The organism is Saccharopolyspora antimicrobica (assembly GCF_003635025.1).
Taxonomy (GTDB): domain Bacteria; phylum Actinomycetota; class Actinomycetes; order Mycobacteriales; family Pseudonocardiaceae; genus Saccharopolyspora; species Saccharopolyspora antimicrobica.
In genome coordinates this window covers 8,026,589-8,042,016 of the sequence record NZ_RBXX01000002.1, presented here as the reverse complement: position 1 = coordinate 8,042,016, position 15,428 = coordinate 8,026,589, and the positions used below count along the sequence as shown (strand labels likewise).

14 protein-coding genes are annotated in these 15,428 nt (G+C 69.1%); 6 read left to right on the top strand and 8 right to left on the bottom strand.

Going from position 1 to position 15,428, the window contains the following annotated elements:
* The first annotated feature begins 493 nt into the window (after positions 1-493).
* Complete coding sequence (locus ATL45_RS37895) at positions 494-1,489, top strand: alpha/beta hydrolase (RefSeq protein WP_170210472.1); 996 nt, start codon at positions 494-496, stop codon at positions 1,487-1,489.
* 59 nt (positions 1,490-1,548) lie between these two features.
* Positions 1,549-1,854, top strand: coding sequence for a hypothetical protein (locus ATL45_RS37890; protein ID WP_121505463.1), 306 nt, complete (start codon positions 1,549-1,551; stop codon positions 1,852-1,854).
* A gap of 60 nt (positions 1,855-1,914) precedes the next feature.
* Here the strand turns inward: ATL45_RS37890 and ATL45_RS37885 are convergent, their stop codons facing one another.
* Positions 1,915-2,691 (bottom strand): bestrophin-like domain, encoded by a 777-nt coding sequence (locus ATL45_RS37885; RefSeq protein ID WP_093160921.1) that lies wholly within the window; start codon positions 2,689-2,691, stop codon positions 1,915-1,917.
* 368 nt (positions 2,692-3,059) lie between these two features.
* On the opposite strand from ATL45_RS37885, the gene ATL45_RS37880 reads away from it, so the two are divergent.
* From ATL45_RS37880 to ATL45_RS37865, 4 genes are all read left to right on the top strand, one after another.
* Entirely contained in the window at positions 3,060-4,337 is a 1,278-nt protein-coding gene (locus ATL45_RS37880; RefSeq protein ID WP_143121807.1) for a COG1361 family protein, read from the top strand.
* 63 nt (positions 4,338-4,400) lie between these two features.
* Positions 4,401-4,706: a hypothetical protein gene (locus ATL45_RS37875; RefSeq protein ID WP_093160915.1), complete on the top strand. Its 306-nt coding sequence runs from the start codon at positions 4,401-4,403 to the stop codon at positions 4,704-4,706.
* 48 nt (positions 4,707-4,754) lie between these two features.
* Positions 4,755-6,008: a nucleotide sugar dehydrogenase gene (locus tag ATL45_RS37870; RefSeq protein ID WP_093160913.1), complete on the top strand. Its 1,254-nt coding sequence runs from the start codon at positions 4,755-4,757 to the stop codon at positions 6,006-6,008.
* Between the two features lie 107 nt (positions 6,009-6,115).
* Positions 6,116-6,634, top strand: coding sequence for an EF-hand domain-containing protein (locus tag ATL45_RS37865; protein ID WP_093160910.1), 519 nt, complete (start codon positions 6,116-6,118; stop codon positions 6,632-6,634).
* A gap of 788 nt (positions 6,635-7,422) precedes the next feature.
* On the opposite strand, the gene ATL45_RS37860 is transcribed toward ATL45_RS37865, so the two are convergent.
* The 7 genes from ATL45_RS37860 to ATL45_RS37830 form a co-directional block, all read right to left on the bottom strand.
* Positions 7,423-8,913, bottom strand: a complete 1,491-nt coding sequence (locus ATL45_RS37860) for an HNH endonuclease signature motif containing protein (protein ID WP_121505462.1) — start codon at positions 8,911-8,913, stop codon at positions 7,423-7,425.
* A gap of 696 nt (positions 8,914-9,609) precedes the next feature.
* Positions 9,610-10,044 carry a DUF6917 domain-containing protein gene (locus tag ATL45_RS37855; RefSeq protein WP_093146239.1) on the bottom strand — a complete coding sequence of 145 codons (435 nt, stop codon included), beginning with the start codon at positions 10,042-10,044 and terminating at the stop codon, positions 9,610-9,612.
* Positions 10,041-10,976: a Gfo/Idh/MocA family protein gene (locus ATL45_RS37850; RefSeq protein WP_093146238.1), complete on the bottom strand. Its 936-nt coding sequence runs from the start codon at positions 10,974-10,976 to the stop codon at positions 10,041-10,043. The genes ATL45_RS37855 and ATL45_RS37850 overlap by 4 nt, the downstream gene beginning before the upstream one ends.
* On the bottom strand, positions 10,973-12,073 hold the full coding sequence (locus tag ATL45_RS37845; protein WP_093146237.1) for an Ldh family oxidoreductase: 1,101 nt from the start codon (positions 12,071-12,073) through the stop codon (positions 10,973-10,975). The genes ATL45_RS37850 and ATL45_RS37845 overlap by 4 nt, the downstream gene beginning before the upstream one ends.
* Entirely contained in the window at positions 12,060-13,364 is a 1,305-nt protein-coding gene (locus ATL45_RS37840) for a M20/M25/M40 family metallo-hydrolase (protein ID WP_093146236.1), read from the bottom strand. Before ATL45_RS37840 ends, ATL45_RS37845 begins: the two co-directional genes overlap by 14 nt.
* A complete protein-coding gene (locus ATL45_RS37835; protein ID WP_093146235.1) occupies positions 13,364-14,227 on the bottom strand; it encodes a sugar phosphate isomerase/epimerase family protein in 864 nt (287 codons plus the stop codon). The genes ATL45_RS37840 and ATL45_RS37835 overlap by 1 nt, the downstream gene beginning before the upstream one ends.
* Complete coding sequence (locus tag ATL45_RS37830) at positions 14,217-15,218, bottom strand: Gfo/Idh/MocA family protein (RefSeq protein ID WP_093146234.1); 1,002 nt, start codon at positions 15,216-15,218, stop codon at positions 14,217-14,219. The genes ATL45_RS37835 and ATL45_RS37830 overlap by 11 nt, the downstream gene beginning before the upstream one ends.
* Between the last annotated feature and the right edge of the window lie 210 nt (positions 15,219-15,428).

The following is a 15,428-nucleotide window of genomic DNA, read 5'->3' as shown; positions in this document are numbered from 1 at the left end:
GCGCGCACGAACGGGGTGCGGAGCCATCCTCCCCCAGTGCGGTGCAGAACCGTTGCGGCCCTGCGCTCTTGCACGCGATGAGCCGAGCCCGGGCCCCCTGCCCGGCAGCGCTCGCGCTGAGCTCGGTGCGCGACGCTGAGTGTTGTGATCTCGGGACGACAGGTCAAGCGAAAACCACGAATGGACTAGACCCAAGCCGGTTCTGACGCCAAACCGCGATCCGGCGACCCGCCGTTCGTCCGATGTTCCCTGCGCGGCAGGCGTTTTCGATCATGTCCGGAACGAGAGCGGTGCCGGACGCGTGCGGCAGGAACGCATATTCCAGAGGGCGTGTTCCGGGCTGAGGTCGGCTCCGCGGACCGGCTGTCACGAATGCGCGCCCGGCTTCGTCTTACCCGTGATCGCCGAGGTGCTGGCCCCTGGCTTCGACAGCCCCTCGGCTACAAGTAGGCTAAGTTATACAAGTTATACTTCTGGGAGCTTAGGAGTGCTCGTGGCCGGTAGCGGAGGGCGGGCGGCCCTCGACCGCGTGGCAGAACGTCGGGTGGAGATCGACGGGTTCGTCACCAACTACGGCGAGGGCCCGGACAACGGGCCGCCGCTGGTCCTGGTGCACGGGCAGGGTTCTCAGTGGGAGGACCACGCGAAGGTCCTCCCCGAGCTGGTGCAGCGCTACCACGTCTACGCCGTCGACGTCGCCGGTCACGGCCAGTCGGGGCGGCTCGGCGCGCAGGACTACACCAACGCGAACGTCGGTGCGCTGATCGCGGCGTTCCTCGACGCGGTGGTGGGGGAACCGGCCATCGTGTCCGGGCACTCGTCGGGCGCTCTGCTGGCGCTGTGGCTGGCCGCCAACCGGCCCGAGCTGGTCCGGGGCCTGCTGCTGGAGGATCCGCCGCTGTTCTCCTCGATCCCGCCCCGGGCCGAGCGCACGACCGGTGGGATGCTGCCGCGGCTGGCCGTCGAGTACCTCCGCGCCAAGCCTGCCGAGAGCTTCCAGCGGTACTACGTCGAGCACAGCGAGTACTTCGCCTTCTTCGGCCCGCTCGCCCGCGGCATCGTCCGGTACTCGTTGCGGTGGATCGACAACAACCCGGGCCGACCGCTGCGGATCTTCTTCCTGCCCTGGCTGGTGAACGTCTACTTCGAGGGCTTCGTGAACTACGACCCGGTGTTCGGCACGGCCTTCGACAGCGGCCACTGGTACGACGGGTTCGACACCGCCGCGGCCCTCGCCGCCGTCGAGGCGCCGACCACGCTGATCCACACCAACTGGTGGTTCAAGCGCAACGGCACCTACTACGACGAGCGGGACGTCCTGATGGCCGCGATGGACGGCGAGGACAAGGACCGCGCGATGGAGCTGCTCCGCGACCCGGAACTCGTCGAGATCGCCTGCGGCCACCTCGTCCACGTCGAGCGGGCGAAGGAGTACCTCGGCGCGCTCGACGCGCTGTCGGCGCGGGTGGGCGCGTCCGGTCGGCGCTGAACGTCCTCTTCGGATCCGGGGACAAGCGCATCCACACCGCGGGCTCGCTGTACAGCTACGTGACCGCCGGGCTCGGCGTGCGCATCGGCGGATACCTGCACGACACCTTGCGCAGCGGGCTCGGCCAACAGCCCGGTGGCCTTCACCCCGGCTGCGCGCCGCGACCTGGCAAGTTCGGCGGCTTCACCCTGATGGTGGTGTACCTGCTGCTGTCGCTGGGAGCCGTCCGCGGGCTGCGCGGCCATCCGCGCCCGGCTTCGGTGTGGGTGGCCAGCACCATCGGCGCGGTGCTCCCGGTGGCGCGATCTTCGGTTCCCTCTACGGGGTTCCCGCCCCGACGGTCTGGGCACCCGTCAGCTCCCTGATCGTCTTCGCCGTCGTCCTCGCGGTCACCGCGGCCCGCCGTCGATCCGCGGCGGACTGATTCAGGACGCTGATCCCGAGGCTGTGGTGAAGGTCTCCTGGGCGGCGTTGAAGGAGTCCGGGTCGACGCCGAACGGGCCGCTGAACGGCTGCAGCAGCGCGAACGACATGTAGACGGTGAACCCGAGAGTCGCCGTGAGCACCGCCATCACCGCGACGTTGGCCGGGCGCATGCTCAGCCCGATCAGCAGCGGGAAGGCGATCATCAGCACCGCACCGAGAACGCTGGCCACCAGTAGCACGATGTTGAAGCTCTGGTCGTCGGTCGCGATGGTGACCCGCTCCTGGCGGTTCTCGGTGATCTGCCGGATGTCCTGCAGCGACTGCTCGCGAGAGGTCTTGAGCGCCTCGCTGTCCACCGGCAGCGCCAGCACCTGCGTGCGCAGCTCGGCCAGCAGCCGCTCCGCCTCCGGATCGGCCCCGCCCGCGTCGTGGGCGAGCCACTCGTGGTCGGCGACCCTGGCGGTGTACTCGGAGATCGTCGTCTGGATGGCCGCGGCGTGCGGCTCCGGGGCGATGCTGGCCTGCCAGTAGACGTCGATGAGGGCGTTGGTCTCGTGCTGCGAGGCCTTCTCGATGTCGTCGCCGTTCTGCCAGGCGAACACGATGTAGAAGGCGAGCACCACGGTGAACAGGGCGGCCAGCACACCGCCGACGAAGGATTGTGAGTCCGAATCCGCTTCGCCGGACGCGGCCGCCTTGCGGCGGGCGTTCAGCACGGTGAACCCGGCGACGGCGACGGTCAGCAGGGCGATCGCCAGCAGGCTGATGAGGATCACGGCGGTTAGGTCCTAACGAACGCGTGGGAGGACGAGGCGCCAGGCGCCCGAGAACCGGAGCGCGGCCAGGGGCGAAGGTACCGGTGAGATCGGCCAATTCCCTTGAACCGGGATCGATTCCGCTCAATCGGGTGGTCTTGATAAATCCGAATCGGACATCGGCGGTGCACGCGGAGCTAGTCTGACCGGGTGACAGGCCCCTTTTCCTAGCAGGTCACGTTAATTCTCGTGTCCAAAGTGGAGTCAGTTTCACGGTGGGCGGAGTCGAAATCGGACCGTGCTACCTTCTGCGTCGATCACGTGACAGAACGTGACATCGTCTTCGGGTATATGCCGAAAACGCTGGCTACAGAGGGGGATCTGCAGTCGTGCGCACCTTGAAGGGCGCGCGTTCATCGAGCTTGCTGGTGTGCGCGCTGCTGCTGCTCGCACCGTGGCTCGTGGCCGCGCACGGGCCGGCCGGACGTGACCAGGGCGCCACATCGGTGACGGTCGGTGGCGTCCTGGTTCCCGGCGTCGCCTCGGTCGCCGAGCTTAAGATCCCTCGCGAATCCCGGGGTTTGATCGCAGAACTCGAATGGGGCGACGACGCGATGGGCTGGTGCCGCTTCGTCCCGGGCGTGTGGTCGAACGACCCCGCGATGGCCCTGCACGTGGGCTCGGAGCGGATCGTGGCCGAGCGCATCACCCGGGACGAGCGCGGTAACTCCACCGCGCACGCGGACGTGTCGGACCGCTTGCCCGGCATCCTCGCTGCGGACGGCAGCACCGTCGTGGTCCGGGGCGTCGTTCCCGGGTCCGGCATTCCCGGGTCCGGCGATCCCTGCTGGGGAAAGTGGCGGCTGCGCGTCAGCTGGCACGCGGCGCTGGAGGTTCGCACCAGCGCGGAGCGGTCCGCCGCGCACCCCGGTGACCGGATCACCCAGCACGCGGTCATCACCAACACCGGCGGCGTCGCGCTGACGCGGATCGAAGCCGAGCTCGGCAACGGCCCGTGTCGTCGCGAGGTCGACCGGCTGGAGCCGGGGCGCAGCGCGGAGGTGTCGTGCGAAGGCCCCGTGCCGGAGGACGGTGGCCTGACTGCGCGCGTCAGCGGCACGACTCCGGATGGGAGCCGCGTGACGGCGGAGGCGGCTGGGCGCGTCGAGATCCTGCAGCAGGCGCAGATCGAGCTGTCCATCGGCGACATCGCGCTCACCGAGGGCGCTGATGCCGCGCTGGTTCCGGTGACGGTCCGCAACCCGTCCACGGTGCCGCTGGTGGATGTGGTGGTCAGCGGGCAGCCCGCCGCGTGTGGGCGTGAGATCGGTGAGCTCGCGCCCGGCCAGTCGATCACCTACACCTGCCGGGTGGGAGCCGGTGAGCGGGTCGACCTCACGGTCACCGCTACCGCGGTTTCCGGTGGTGCGGTGGCGGATTCCGCCCAGCTGTTGCGTGCCACGGCACGTGCGGTGGCCCCCGTCGCGCCGACGCTGCCCGGCGTGGACACGCCGGAAGTGCCGCCGCCCGGGGTGCCGGAGCTGGCGGAGTCCAGCGGCGTGCGGGAAGCGCCGGCGAGAGCAGCCGGGATCATCGCGGTTCTCGGCGTGCTCGTAATGACTGTCAGCGTGGGTGCGTTGTCCTCGGCCACCCGGATCGGTCGGTGACCGGTGGCCGAAAACCCGCGCTGTCCAGCGAAAAATGAAATCCAATGAAAGGGCGTCAAACACATGAGCCTGTTCCGTTCCGTTCCGGTGCTGCTGGCCGCGAGTGCGCTTGCGATGGGCATGTCCGCTGGAACCGCGGCAGCCGCCAGCGGTGAGGTCGTCGTCTTCGAGACGGAGATGCAGCAGCTGACGACGTACACGGCTCCGGAGGGCTGCCACAAGCTCCCGATGGCGGCGCACGTGCTGGTGAACAACACCGACCAGCCGGTGAGGATCTACGGCGACCCGTTCTGCTTGACGCCGTCCGTCACGGTTCAGCCCGGCTACGGTTCGCACGTCGCACCCGGTAGCGGGAGCTTCTCGGCATGAGCCGGAGGGCAGCAGCAATAGCACCGACACATCCGTTGGAGACCCGCGTTGTCGCTTGATCTCGTCGTCGTAGGACTCGGCTACGTCGGGCTGCCGCTGGCGGTCCGGGCGGCCGAGGCCGGTCTGGCCACGGCCGGGCTCGACATCTCCGATGCGGTGGTGGAGGGGCTCAACGCCGGTCGCTCGCACGTCGGGGACGTCTCCCGAGAGGCGGTCGCCGAGCTCCTCGCGAGCGGGTTCCGGGCGGGTACCGACCCTGCGGTGATCGGCACTGCGGACACCGTGGTGATCTGCGTGCCCACCGGGTTGTCCGACGATGGGGAGCCCGATCTCGCGGCGGTGCGCTCGGCGGCGTGCGCGGTGGCCGATCACCTGCGGCCGGGAATGCTGGTGGTGCTGGAATCCACCTCGTACCCGGGTACCACGGAGGAGACGGTCCTGCCGTTGCTGGAGGAGCGCAGCGGACTGGCGGTGGGTTCCGATTTCCACCTGGTGTTCTCACCGGAGCGGATCGATCCCGGCAACGCTGCCTTCGGGGTGCGCAACACGCCGAAGGTCGTCGGCGGGGTCACGCCGCTGTGCGCGAAGTACGGCGCGACGTTCTACGGCCGGTTCGTGGATTCGGTGGTGGTGGCGCGCGGTACCCGGGAGGCGGAGCTGGCGAAGCTGCTGGAGAACACCTACCGCTACGTCAACATCGCACTGGTCAACGAGGTTTCGCAGTTCTGCGATCAGGTGAACATCGACGTGTGGGACGTGTTGCGCTGTGCGGGGACCAAGCCGTTCGGCTACGTTCCCTTCGACCCGGGGCCCGGCGTCGGCGGGCACTGCATCCCGATCGACCCGCTGTACCTGGCGAGCAAGGCCCGCGAGGAGGGCTTCACCTTCGACGTGCTGAGCGCGGCGCGCGAGGTGAACGACCGGATGCCGCGACACATCGTCGACCGGGCCGAGGAACTGCTGCGGGAGAAGCCGATCCGCGGTTCCCGGGTGCTGCTGCTCGGAGTGACCTACAAGCGCGACGTCGCCGACACCCGGGAGTCCCCGGCGTTCCCGGTGGCACGCGAGCTGTGCGAGCGGGGTGCGGAGGTGCTGTTCCACGACCCGCACGTGAAGTCGTTCACCGTGGACGGTGCTCCGATGGCCAAAGTGGACGATGTCGAATCCGCCTTCGCCTCGGCGGACCTGGCGATCCTGTTACAGGCGCACGCGGAGTACAACACCGGAATGCTGTCTAGGGCCGCGTGCCCGTTGCTGGATACCCGCGGCGTGATCGCGGGTGAGCAAGCGGCTCGGATGTGAGCCGACAATTCAGACCTGCGCGGGTGGCGCGAGTCCCCGCGTTGGGGGCGGGAATACCTTCCTGTCCTGTTTTCCCAGTGATGATAGAAGAAATGGGAGTGTGACCAATGGCCAATGCCATCGCCACCGAGCGGCTGCGCAAGCGCTTCGCCAAGTGGGACGCCGACGGCAGCGGAAGCCTGGAGCGGTCCGACTTCGTGCAGGAGGCTGCGGAGATCGCTCAGGCGTTCGGCAAGAGCGCGACCAGCCCGCAGGCCCGCGCGCTGACCGACGCGTTCACCTCGATGTTCGAGCAGGTCGCCAAGGGCGCCGGCTCGCTGAGCGAGGAGCAGTTCATCGCGGCGGCCGGCCCGCTCGTCGAGGCTGGTGCCGAGAGCAAGTTCGACCAGGTGCTCGGCCCGGTCGTGAAGGGCGTCGTCGGTCTCTGCGACCAGAACAACGACGGCCAGATCAACGGCGAGGAGTTCGCGACCTGGCTGATCGCGGTCGGTGTGGACGAGTCGAAGACCGCCACGCTGTTCGAGCAGGTCGACAAGGACGGCAACGGTGAGCTGTCCGTCGACGAGCTGCTGACCGTCGTGCGTGACTTCCACTACGGCAAGTCCGACGTCGAGCTGCTCGGCTGAGTCTTGCTGTGAAGCGGATGGCCGGTGGCGTTGGGTCGCCGGCCATCCTCTCTTTCGCTGTGCCGTTGTTCTTTCTGCGGAGGTCGTTTCCTGGTCTTCGCGGGGTGCCTGGTGCGTCGTTTCTCGTCGTTCGGCGGCTGGGTTTGGTTCGTGGATTCCCTGACGTCACGGGTTCGCTTGTTGTCATGGACTCCACGAATTTGTGGTCGCTTTTTGTTTCCACTCTTGCGTTTTCAAGGTGCGTGCTACGGGTGTTGTTGTGTTGTGGTGGGGGTCATCCCCGTGGTTTGGGGGATTGTGGGGGCTGTGGTCCGGATGTCAAGCCCGGCCTGGCGGCCGCCCCTTCGGGGTTGGCAGGCTTGACATCCGGACCACAGCCCCGTTTTGGCTTTATGTCACGGGGATGACCCGGTATGGAACGGACCCTGGTTGTTGACGGCGGATCGCGGAGTGTGGGTGGCCGGGACCTTTGTCGGTTGGGTACTGGATGGCTGCGTCACCGGCGGGTGGTGCGTCGGGTTGCTGTGGCGTGCGGGCTGGCGGTTCGCGTGGGTGTAGCGATGGGGCGTAGTGGTGCTGCCCGTTGCGGGCTGGGCGGTCGTGGGACGGTTCGTCATCGGCGGATTCCCTTTCTTTCTTTGGTTTTCGAGGTTTTGTGGTGTGGTTGGTGTGGTGCTCGGGTGTTGGTGGTGGGTTGAGGTCGCCTGGCGGCGTGTCGTGCTTCCGAAACTGTCGGCTCACCCGACCCTGGGCAGGGCGGAGTGCCCCACCCAAAGCCATGGGTGGAGTCATCGTGTACTCGCCAACGGTGGAGCCGCTGGCGGCCCGCCCTCCAGTGGTGTGTTCAGAGAACGGAGGGCGTGGCGATGCGTGGCAGGTTGAGCTCTCCCGCCAGACCTGGGCGTGCGTGCCGGATCGACACTCGCCGGTGGTGTGAATACCGGTCGGCTGTGGTCGAGTTGGATGTGCCAGTGGTGGTTGTGGATGGTGCGATGGTGGTGGGCACACAACATCACCATGTTGTCGAGGCTGGTGGGGCCGCCGTCGACCCAGTGCACGATGTGATGGGCCTGCGGCGTCCCCGCCGGGCGATCACACTCCGGGAACGCGCAGACGCCATCCCGGGCCAGCAACGCAGCACGGATGTGGGTCGGGGCGGTCCGCTGCGACGCCCCCACATCCAAAGGAAGGCTGTCGCCGCCGAGGACCATGGGCAGGACCTCGCAGTCACAAGCGATCCTGCGGATGGTCTGCGGGCTGAGGTACTGGCCGGTGCCTTCCAGCATCCCCGCCCCACCACCAGCGGTGATGATCTCGCCGCTGGTGCCGGTAGTGGCGGTGGTGGGGAGCTGGTTTTTCAGGTCCGTGTAGTCGATGGTGACCATCAGGTGCGGCTTCTGCCCACCCGTCCGGGGCATCCCGTCGGTGTCGAGCACCAGGTCGAGCAGGGTGGCCAGGCCGTCGGCGTTGCGCTGCCCGACCGTACGCGGGTCCTTGACCCCGTCGGACTCCGGGCGCGGCGCCGCCAGCGGGCGCAGGGCGGTAACGAACTTCGCCCCGGTCTCGCGGTCCAGCCGGGCCTTGATCACCAGCATCCCGTCACGAGCGGTCGCGTAGTGCAGTTCCCGGGACTCGAACTGGGCCTGCTCGTCCGCGACGGCACCGTCGGCGTCGAGCATGTAGCGCACCCGGTCGGCCAGCTTGGCCAGATCACGGGGGCACTGACGGCAGGCGTTCTCCACCAACAACCGTTCCACCTCACCGGCACGGTGCTGGGCGTGCTCAGGCAGCCGGGACACACAGCGGGAGATCACCCGCGCATGCTCCAGACCGATCACACCCTCGGCCAATGCCTCCCCGGTCGCCGGGAGCGCAACCTCCGGCCCAGCGACACCAGCAGCGACGTCAGTGGTGGACTCGGTGGCCTCACCGGTGTTCGGCGCGGTGGTGGCGGCGGCGATACGGACACGGTTCGTGGCGTCCTGGCCGTCGATGTTGAGCAGGTTCTTCAGCCACACCTGCGTGGAGCGCACACCACGAGCAGCGTGCAGGCGGCGGCGGTCGGCTTCGGCGATCAACCGCAGCTGCTCCATCCGGGCCTGGCGGATCTGTCGTTCCACCTCGCCGATCCGGGAGGCGAGTTCTGCATCGGTCAGGGAGGTCACCGCGGGCGGCCACGACCCGCCCGGCGTGGGCATGTCCCACGCGGGCAGGGCGGGCACGACCGCACCCGCGCCAGCGGCGGGCGTCGCGTCCTGGGTGGTCATCAGCGGTGTCATGCACCAATTCTCTCAAGAATCGAACGTGGTTTCGAGCGAATAACCGTCCCACAATCAGGTGATCACAACACGCATCGAACACGAAAACCCTTACAAGGCAGTCTAATTCATGAGCGCATGTGTCACGACCCAGGCTTTCCAGAGCAGCGGCGGCAGTTCTGGTTTGTGCAAACCGAGTCGACCCAGTGACGGGATCTGGTTCCTGACCGTCTGATGAGCCGAAACCCCGAGCGAGAAACAACCGAACCGGCATGCCCCTAGGACGCCACGCCGCAGGCGACATCCACCCACCACCCACGCCTGGGGGCTACACCAACTAGCCGCCAGCCCGCACGCCACAGCAACCCGACGCACCACCTGCCGATGACGGAGCAACCCACCACTTAACCCGCAGAGGCCCCGGCCACCACGCTCCCCGCAAGGTGTCCAAGATGGTCGGGGTCCGTTCCATACCGGGTCATCCCCGTGACATAAAGCCAAAACGGGGCTGTGGTCCGGATGTCAAGCCTGCCAACCCCGAAGGGGCGGCCGCCAGGCCGGGCTTGACATCCGGACCACAGCCCCCACAATCCCCCAAACCACGGGGATGACCCCCACCACAACACAACAGAAAAAGCCGCAACCACCCGCAATACGGCAAGCTGCGCACCACAGCCCCACCGATCACGACGAGAACAACCGGAAGCCCAACCGCGGCTACCGCCCGGCGCAGGACCCAACCGGCAACAGAGCCTGAGTGAAGGCGACCGGCATCTCCGGCTGCAGCTCCAGATCAGCACCGGTCACGGGAACCTCGGTGTTGATCAGGATGTTGTAGTGGTTCGGGAAGTGACAGGCGTCGAACCCGAGCACGGTCCCAACGCGCTGGCCACCGATCCAGAATTCGTCGCCGCGATCGATCACGCCGGCGCAGCCGATCTCGGCGAAGCCGAGGAACCCGACCCGGTCGATCCGCGCCCCCTGCTCGGTGTCCTGGTGGTCGGTGGTCACCAGCTCGTGCACCTCGCCGCGCTGCACGCAGCGGCTGGCGTGCGGTTCGAGCGCCATGCCGCGCTGGTCGCGGCGGTGCACCAGCACCTTCACCAGTGTTCCGGTCAGCGCTCGCTTGGGGCCGTCCTCTGCCAGGTTCACTTCGTCTCCTCCGCGACAAGGGCTGGTTCGGGTAGTTCTGCTCGGTAGGTCGCGTCGACCAGTTGCAGGGCGGCGAGGCCGCCGGTGGGGGTCGGGGGTCGCGTGGTGATGGTCGTGGCGAAGTCGTCGAGGATGCCGAAGTACTCGTGCCACAGCGAGGATTTGAACTCCTCGTGCCCGGCCAGCATGTCGGCCGAGAGCCGGGTTCCGTCGGCGAAGAGGACCTCGACGTCCTTGGTCTCACCCGGGTGCGACCAGTCGAGTTCGACGGTCGCCGGGATGCCGGATGCCGAGCGCAGCTCGATGGTGGCTTGCCGGTCGGTGCCGGCCGCATCGCGCGCGATGTTGGCGCGCGCCACCTCGACCTCGCCCAGGAACAGCCGGACCAGGTCGAACGCGTTCGGACCGTTGTCGGCCACGCATCCGCCGCCGCACCGCTCCGGGTCCAGGTACCACGTGTCGCCGCCGATGTGCTCCTCGATGAGTTCGAGGTAGCGGACTCGCAGCGCGATGACGTCGCTGCGGCGGCGGGCCTGTTCGAGCAGGCGCAGCACGTTGTCGTTGTAGCGGCGGTGGAACGCGGTGAACAGCGGAACTCCCGCGGCCTGGGACAGCCGCACCAGGTCGTGGCCGTCGTCGAGCGACACGGCCAGCGGTTTCTCCACGCACACCGGGATTCCCCGGCGCAGCGCGTCGCTACACACTTCGGCGTGCACGTCGTTGGGCACCGTCACCACCACGGCGTCCAGTGCGGATTCGCGCAGCATCGTGCGGTGGTCCTGGTAGCACGGCGTGCGGCCGCGGTGCGGTGCGAGTGCGGCCTCGCGGACGTCGCAGACCGCTGCGAGCTCCCAGCCGGGCAGTTCGGCGATGGCGTGCAGGTAGTACTTCGAGATCGCGCCGAGGCCGACTACTCCGATCCGGCGGCTCATCGTCCGGCCACCGGCTGGCGGCCGCTGAGTCCCAGTTCGAGGAGTTCGCGGTGGACGTGCTCGCGGATCGGGACTCCGTTGCGCAGCCGTTCGGCGGCTCGCTCGGCCTCCCACCAGCCGGGGTAGCGGACTTCCTGGTCCGTGGACGGGCAGTCGAGCAGGGTGCTGAACATCGTCTGCGCGTCGAGGTCGAACCGGCCGGGCTCGCGGAGCAGGTCCGGGGCGATGGCCAGGACGAAGTAGCCGATGTCGTCGTCCCGTCCGTGCGGCCCGCCATCGCCTCGGAGCGCGTCGGGGGAGGGGCCGAACGCCGCTCCGGGCAGCAGCGCGGACAGGATCTCCACGACGAGCCCGAGGCCGAAGCCCTTGTGGACGCCGTTGTCCGGGGTGCCGCCGAGCCAGCGCAGGTGCGCGTTGCGGCGGTCGAACTCGGCCGGATCGGTCACCGGGTTGCCGGCGTCGTCGGCCAGCCAGCCCTCGGGGATCGCCTCGCCGCTGCTCGCCGCGGTGCGGATCTTCCCGGTGGGCACCACCGTGGTGCTCATGTCGAGGACGAACGGGCGGTCGGGCAGTGCCGGGGCCGCGACGCTGAGCGGGTTGGTGCCCAGCATCGTCAGGGCCCCGAACGGCGGGCGGGCGATGCGCTGACCACCGCAGTTGCTCGCGATAATGCCGACCATCCCGTGCATGGCCGCGCGGGCCGCGTGGAAGCCCGCGCAGCCGAAGTGCGTGGCGCCGCGGACCGACACCAGGCCGATGCCGTACCGGCCGGCGCGCGCGACGGCGTCGTCCATCGCTTCGGAGGCCGACCACAGGCCCAGTGCCCGGCGCGCGTCGACGACCGCGCACGCCCCGAGGTCGGTCGTGGTCTCCGGCTCGGCGGCGGGATCGACCCGGTCGGTGGCGAACAACCGCAGGTAGAGGCGGGTCAGGTTGAACACGCCGTGCGAGTCGAAGCCGCAGAGATCGCCGTGGCAGAGCGCGGCGGCCGCGGTGATCGCGCGCTCCAGCGGCACACCTCGTTCGGTGAACAGCCGGGTGACGAACGAGTGCAGCTCGTCGTAGGGCACGCGGACGCGTGCGTCATGCGGAGGCATCGAGAATCCCCTTTCTCGGAGCGGTATCGCGGTGGTGCTCGGCAAATCCGGTGATCAGTGCGGACACGGCGGCGGCGAAGTCCCGCAGCTCGTCCAGCTCGGCGTACTCGCCCTCGGCGTGCGCGTTGTTGCCGTCCAGCGATCCGGGCCCCAGCACCGCCGTGTAGGCGTCGGGCTGCCCGGCCATCCAGATGGCGTCGCAGGTGAAGGCCGGTTCGTCGTCGGGCCAGCGGGTCGCGCCCGCGCGGGTGAGCAGTTCTTCGGCCCACGGGTCGGAGTTGTCCAGGCTCGGCAGGCCGCGCTTGAGCCATTCCACCTCGGTGCAGGCGATCGCCTCCGCCGCGGTGCGCGCGAACTCCCTGGTCCCGGCGAACAGTTCGGTGAACCGCCGCAGTCCACCGCGAACGGCTTCGCCCAACGCCGCCTCGGCGGCGGCTCCTTCTTCCCGGGAGCCGTAGGAGAGGTTGAGCAGTAGTTCTCCGCTGCCGTAGACGCGGTTGTGCAGGTGGCCGGTGTGCAGGCCCGCGACGCAGAGCCTGCCGGGCCGGTCCCGCGGGTCGAGTTCGGCGGCGAGGTGCTGGGCGAGGAAGCCGAGCAGCACCGTGGCGTTGTGCCCGGCGTCGGGCCGGTCGTCGATCGCACCGCGGCCGTCGACCCGAACGCGGGCGGTCATCGACGCGGTGCTGCGCGGCAGGTAGCGCATCCCGGTCGGCTCGCAGAAGATGTTCAGCCGTCCGACGTGCCCGGCCTCGACGAGCGGACGCGTGCCGAAGGTGCCCATCGCACCGCCCTCCTCGCCGGACACGGCCTGCACGAGCACAGCCACGTCACGGCCCACCGCCGGCTCGCGCCGCACCGCGTCCCGGATCCCGGAGAGCAGCGCCACCGCCGGGCCTTTCGCATCGATCGCACCGCGACCGGTGATCCGTCCGCGGCTCCGGCCGACGGGCTCCAGCCCGGCGACGGTGTCCAGGTGCACGTTGAACATCACGGTGGCCGCACGCGGCAGTTCGGGACCGAGCCGCAGCAGCAGGCTCGGCTGCGCAGCGAGGAACTCCGGGTCCTCGGCGGCGCGGCGCACGGTCAGTGGCACGTCTTCGCGTGTCAGGACCTCGGGGCTCGGGCTCGCGTGGTGCACCACTCGGAACCCGATGTCCACCGCGGCGCTGGCGTAGGCGCGTTGCGCCGCCCAGAGCTGTGGTGGCGGATCGCCCGCCGAGTTTTCCAGCAGGCCGATGGTGGGGATGGACAGCAGGTGCAGCAGCAGTTCCTCGTCGATGTCGTCGCGCATCAGGAGGCGACCGCTTCCGGACAGGTCCGCAGCAGCTGTTCGAGGCGTCGCCCGGCCTGGACGAACAGCTGCGCGGCCGAGCCGTGCGCGCGCAGGCCTTCGTGCGGGCGGGTCGCGAAGTGCGGCTCGATGGACAGCGGACCGGTGTAACCGGCGGTCAACAGCTGCCGCAGGCACTCGGCGACCCGGGCGTGGCCGTCGCCGGGCAGCACGTACTCGGCGTTGCCGGGTGTCCCGACCGCGTCCTTGACGTGGACGTGCACCACGTGCGGCAGGATCCGCACCAGCAGCTCGTGGGCGTCGTAGCCGTGGTCGATGCCGTTGCCGACGTCGAAGAGCAGCCGCAGCGACGGGCTGTTCACCTCGCTGATCAGGCGGAGCATCCGCTCGGCGTCGTGGCCCGCCCACCCGGCGCAGTTCTCGTGCACCAGGACGACACCGTGCCCGGCCGCCCGCTCGGCCAGCCGCGCGATGCGGTCCAGCACCCGGTCGCGCCAGTCGGCTTCGGGCAGGCCGTCGTTCGGGTAGGACATGATCCGGATGAACCGGGTTCCCAGCTCGGCGCACTGCCCGGCCAGCACGTCGAGCTCGCGCAGGTCGTCGGCGAAGGGCGTGGTGATCGGTCGTGCCCAGTTGCCGATCCGGGAGGCCAGGCACACCACGTCGAGCTCGGCGGCGCGGAGGGCCGAGCGCATCGCGGTGAACTGCGATGCGTCGAGGTCGCCGAGCGCGATGCCGTCCACGGTCCGCAGTTCAACGGCGGACCAGCCCAGTTCGCGGATGGCGGCGATCTGGCCGGGCAGGCCGACCGCCGCCTCGTCGCCGATCCCGGCGAGCCGGTTGACCGCGGTTTCACCGCGCATGGCTGGAACTCCTCTCGGCTGCCCGCAGGCAGCTCCGCTTGGCTTCGGCGAGCAGGCGGACGACCTCGCGGTGCACCTGCAGCGTGGGGTGCTCGATCGGGGCCGGGTCCTGGAAGTGCTGGTAGGCGCGCAGGACGAACCGGGTCAGCGCGTCGTCGCGGAAGACCTGCCGCTGCCCGTCGACCAGCAGCTGCGCGTGGTCGTCCTGGTCGCTGATCGGGTAGTGGCCGGTGATCCGGCCGCCGGTGAGCTCCACCGTGATCCGCCGTTGCTGGACGGGGGAGGCGAGGTCGGAGGAGAGCTCGCTGGTGATGCCGCCGGTGTGGCGCAGCACCAGGTGCGCGCTGCCCATGGCGGGGAGCACGGTGTCCGGGCCGTGCATGTCGGTCCACGCCGCCCGCTCCACCTCGGCGGGTCCGGCCAGCTGGAGCACCACGCCGAGCGAGTGCGGCAGCTCGACGTCGAAGGCGGTCGGATGCCCGTGCGTTGCCGCGGAGCGGGTGAACCGGGGTTTGTCCTGGATGAACCGGATCGACCGCAGATCCCCGAGGTCGCCACCGCGGACCAGCGCGGTGATCCGCTCGGTGAGCTCGGCGGCCATCCAGTGCGACACCACCACGAGGTCGAGCCCGTGGCGCCGGCGCAGGGTGTCGATCTCGCGGAGGTCGCCGAGGCCGGTGGCGAGCGGTTTCTCGACGATGGCCCGGCGAAAACCGTGTTGGGCCAATCGGGTGAGCACGGCGGCGCGGGTGTCCGGCGGCGTGCAGACGTGCACGACGGTGCGCTGCGGGTCCAGCATTTCCGCCGCCGCTGCGAGGGAATCGGTGGTGATCGTGCCGGGCAGGTCCTGGCGCGCGCCCGGTGCGGGGTCGCAGCCGATCACCGGGCCCGGGTGGAACAGCTCGGGGGCCGCGGCCCGTGCCTTGGTCAGGACCCGCAGGTGCAGGCCGGCGCCCGCGCGGCCGAGGCCGAGCACGAGTGCGTGCAGCATGAACGTCCTTTGTGGAGGAAAAGGGGAGATGAGGACGGATCGTCTACATAGGACGGATCGTCGTTGATCGCGATGGAACCTTACCCATAGCCGAAACCGCTTCGAATACTGGGGACAATCTCCGCGACATACGTAACCGGTATGGGTGAAAATGTGGAGTGATCAACCAAAGAGTTGGTGATCTGAGTTGCTCCTCGGCTAGTTTCGTGC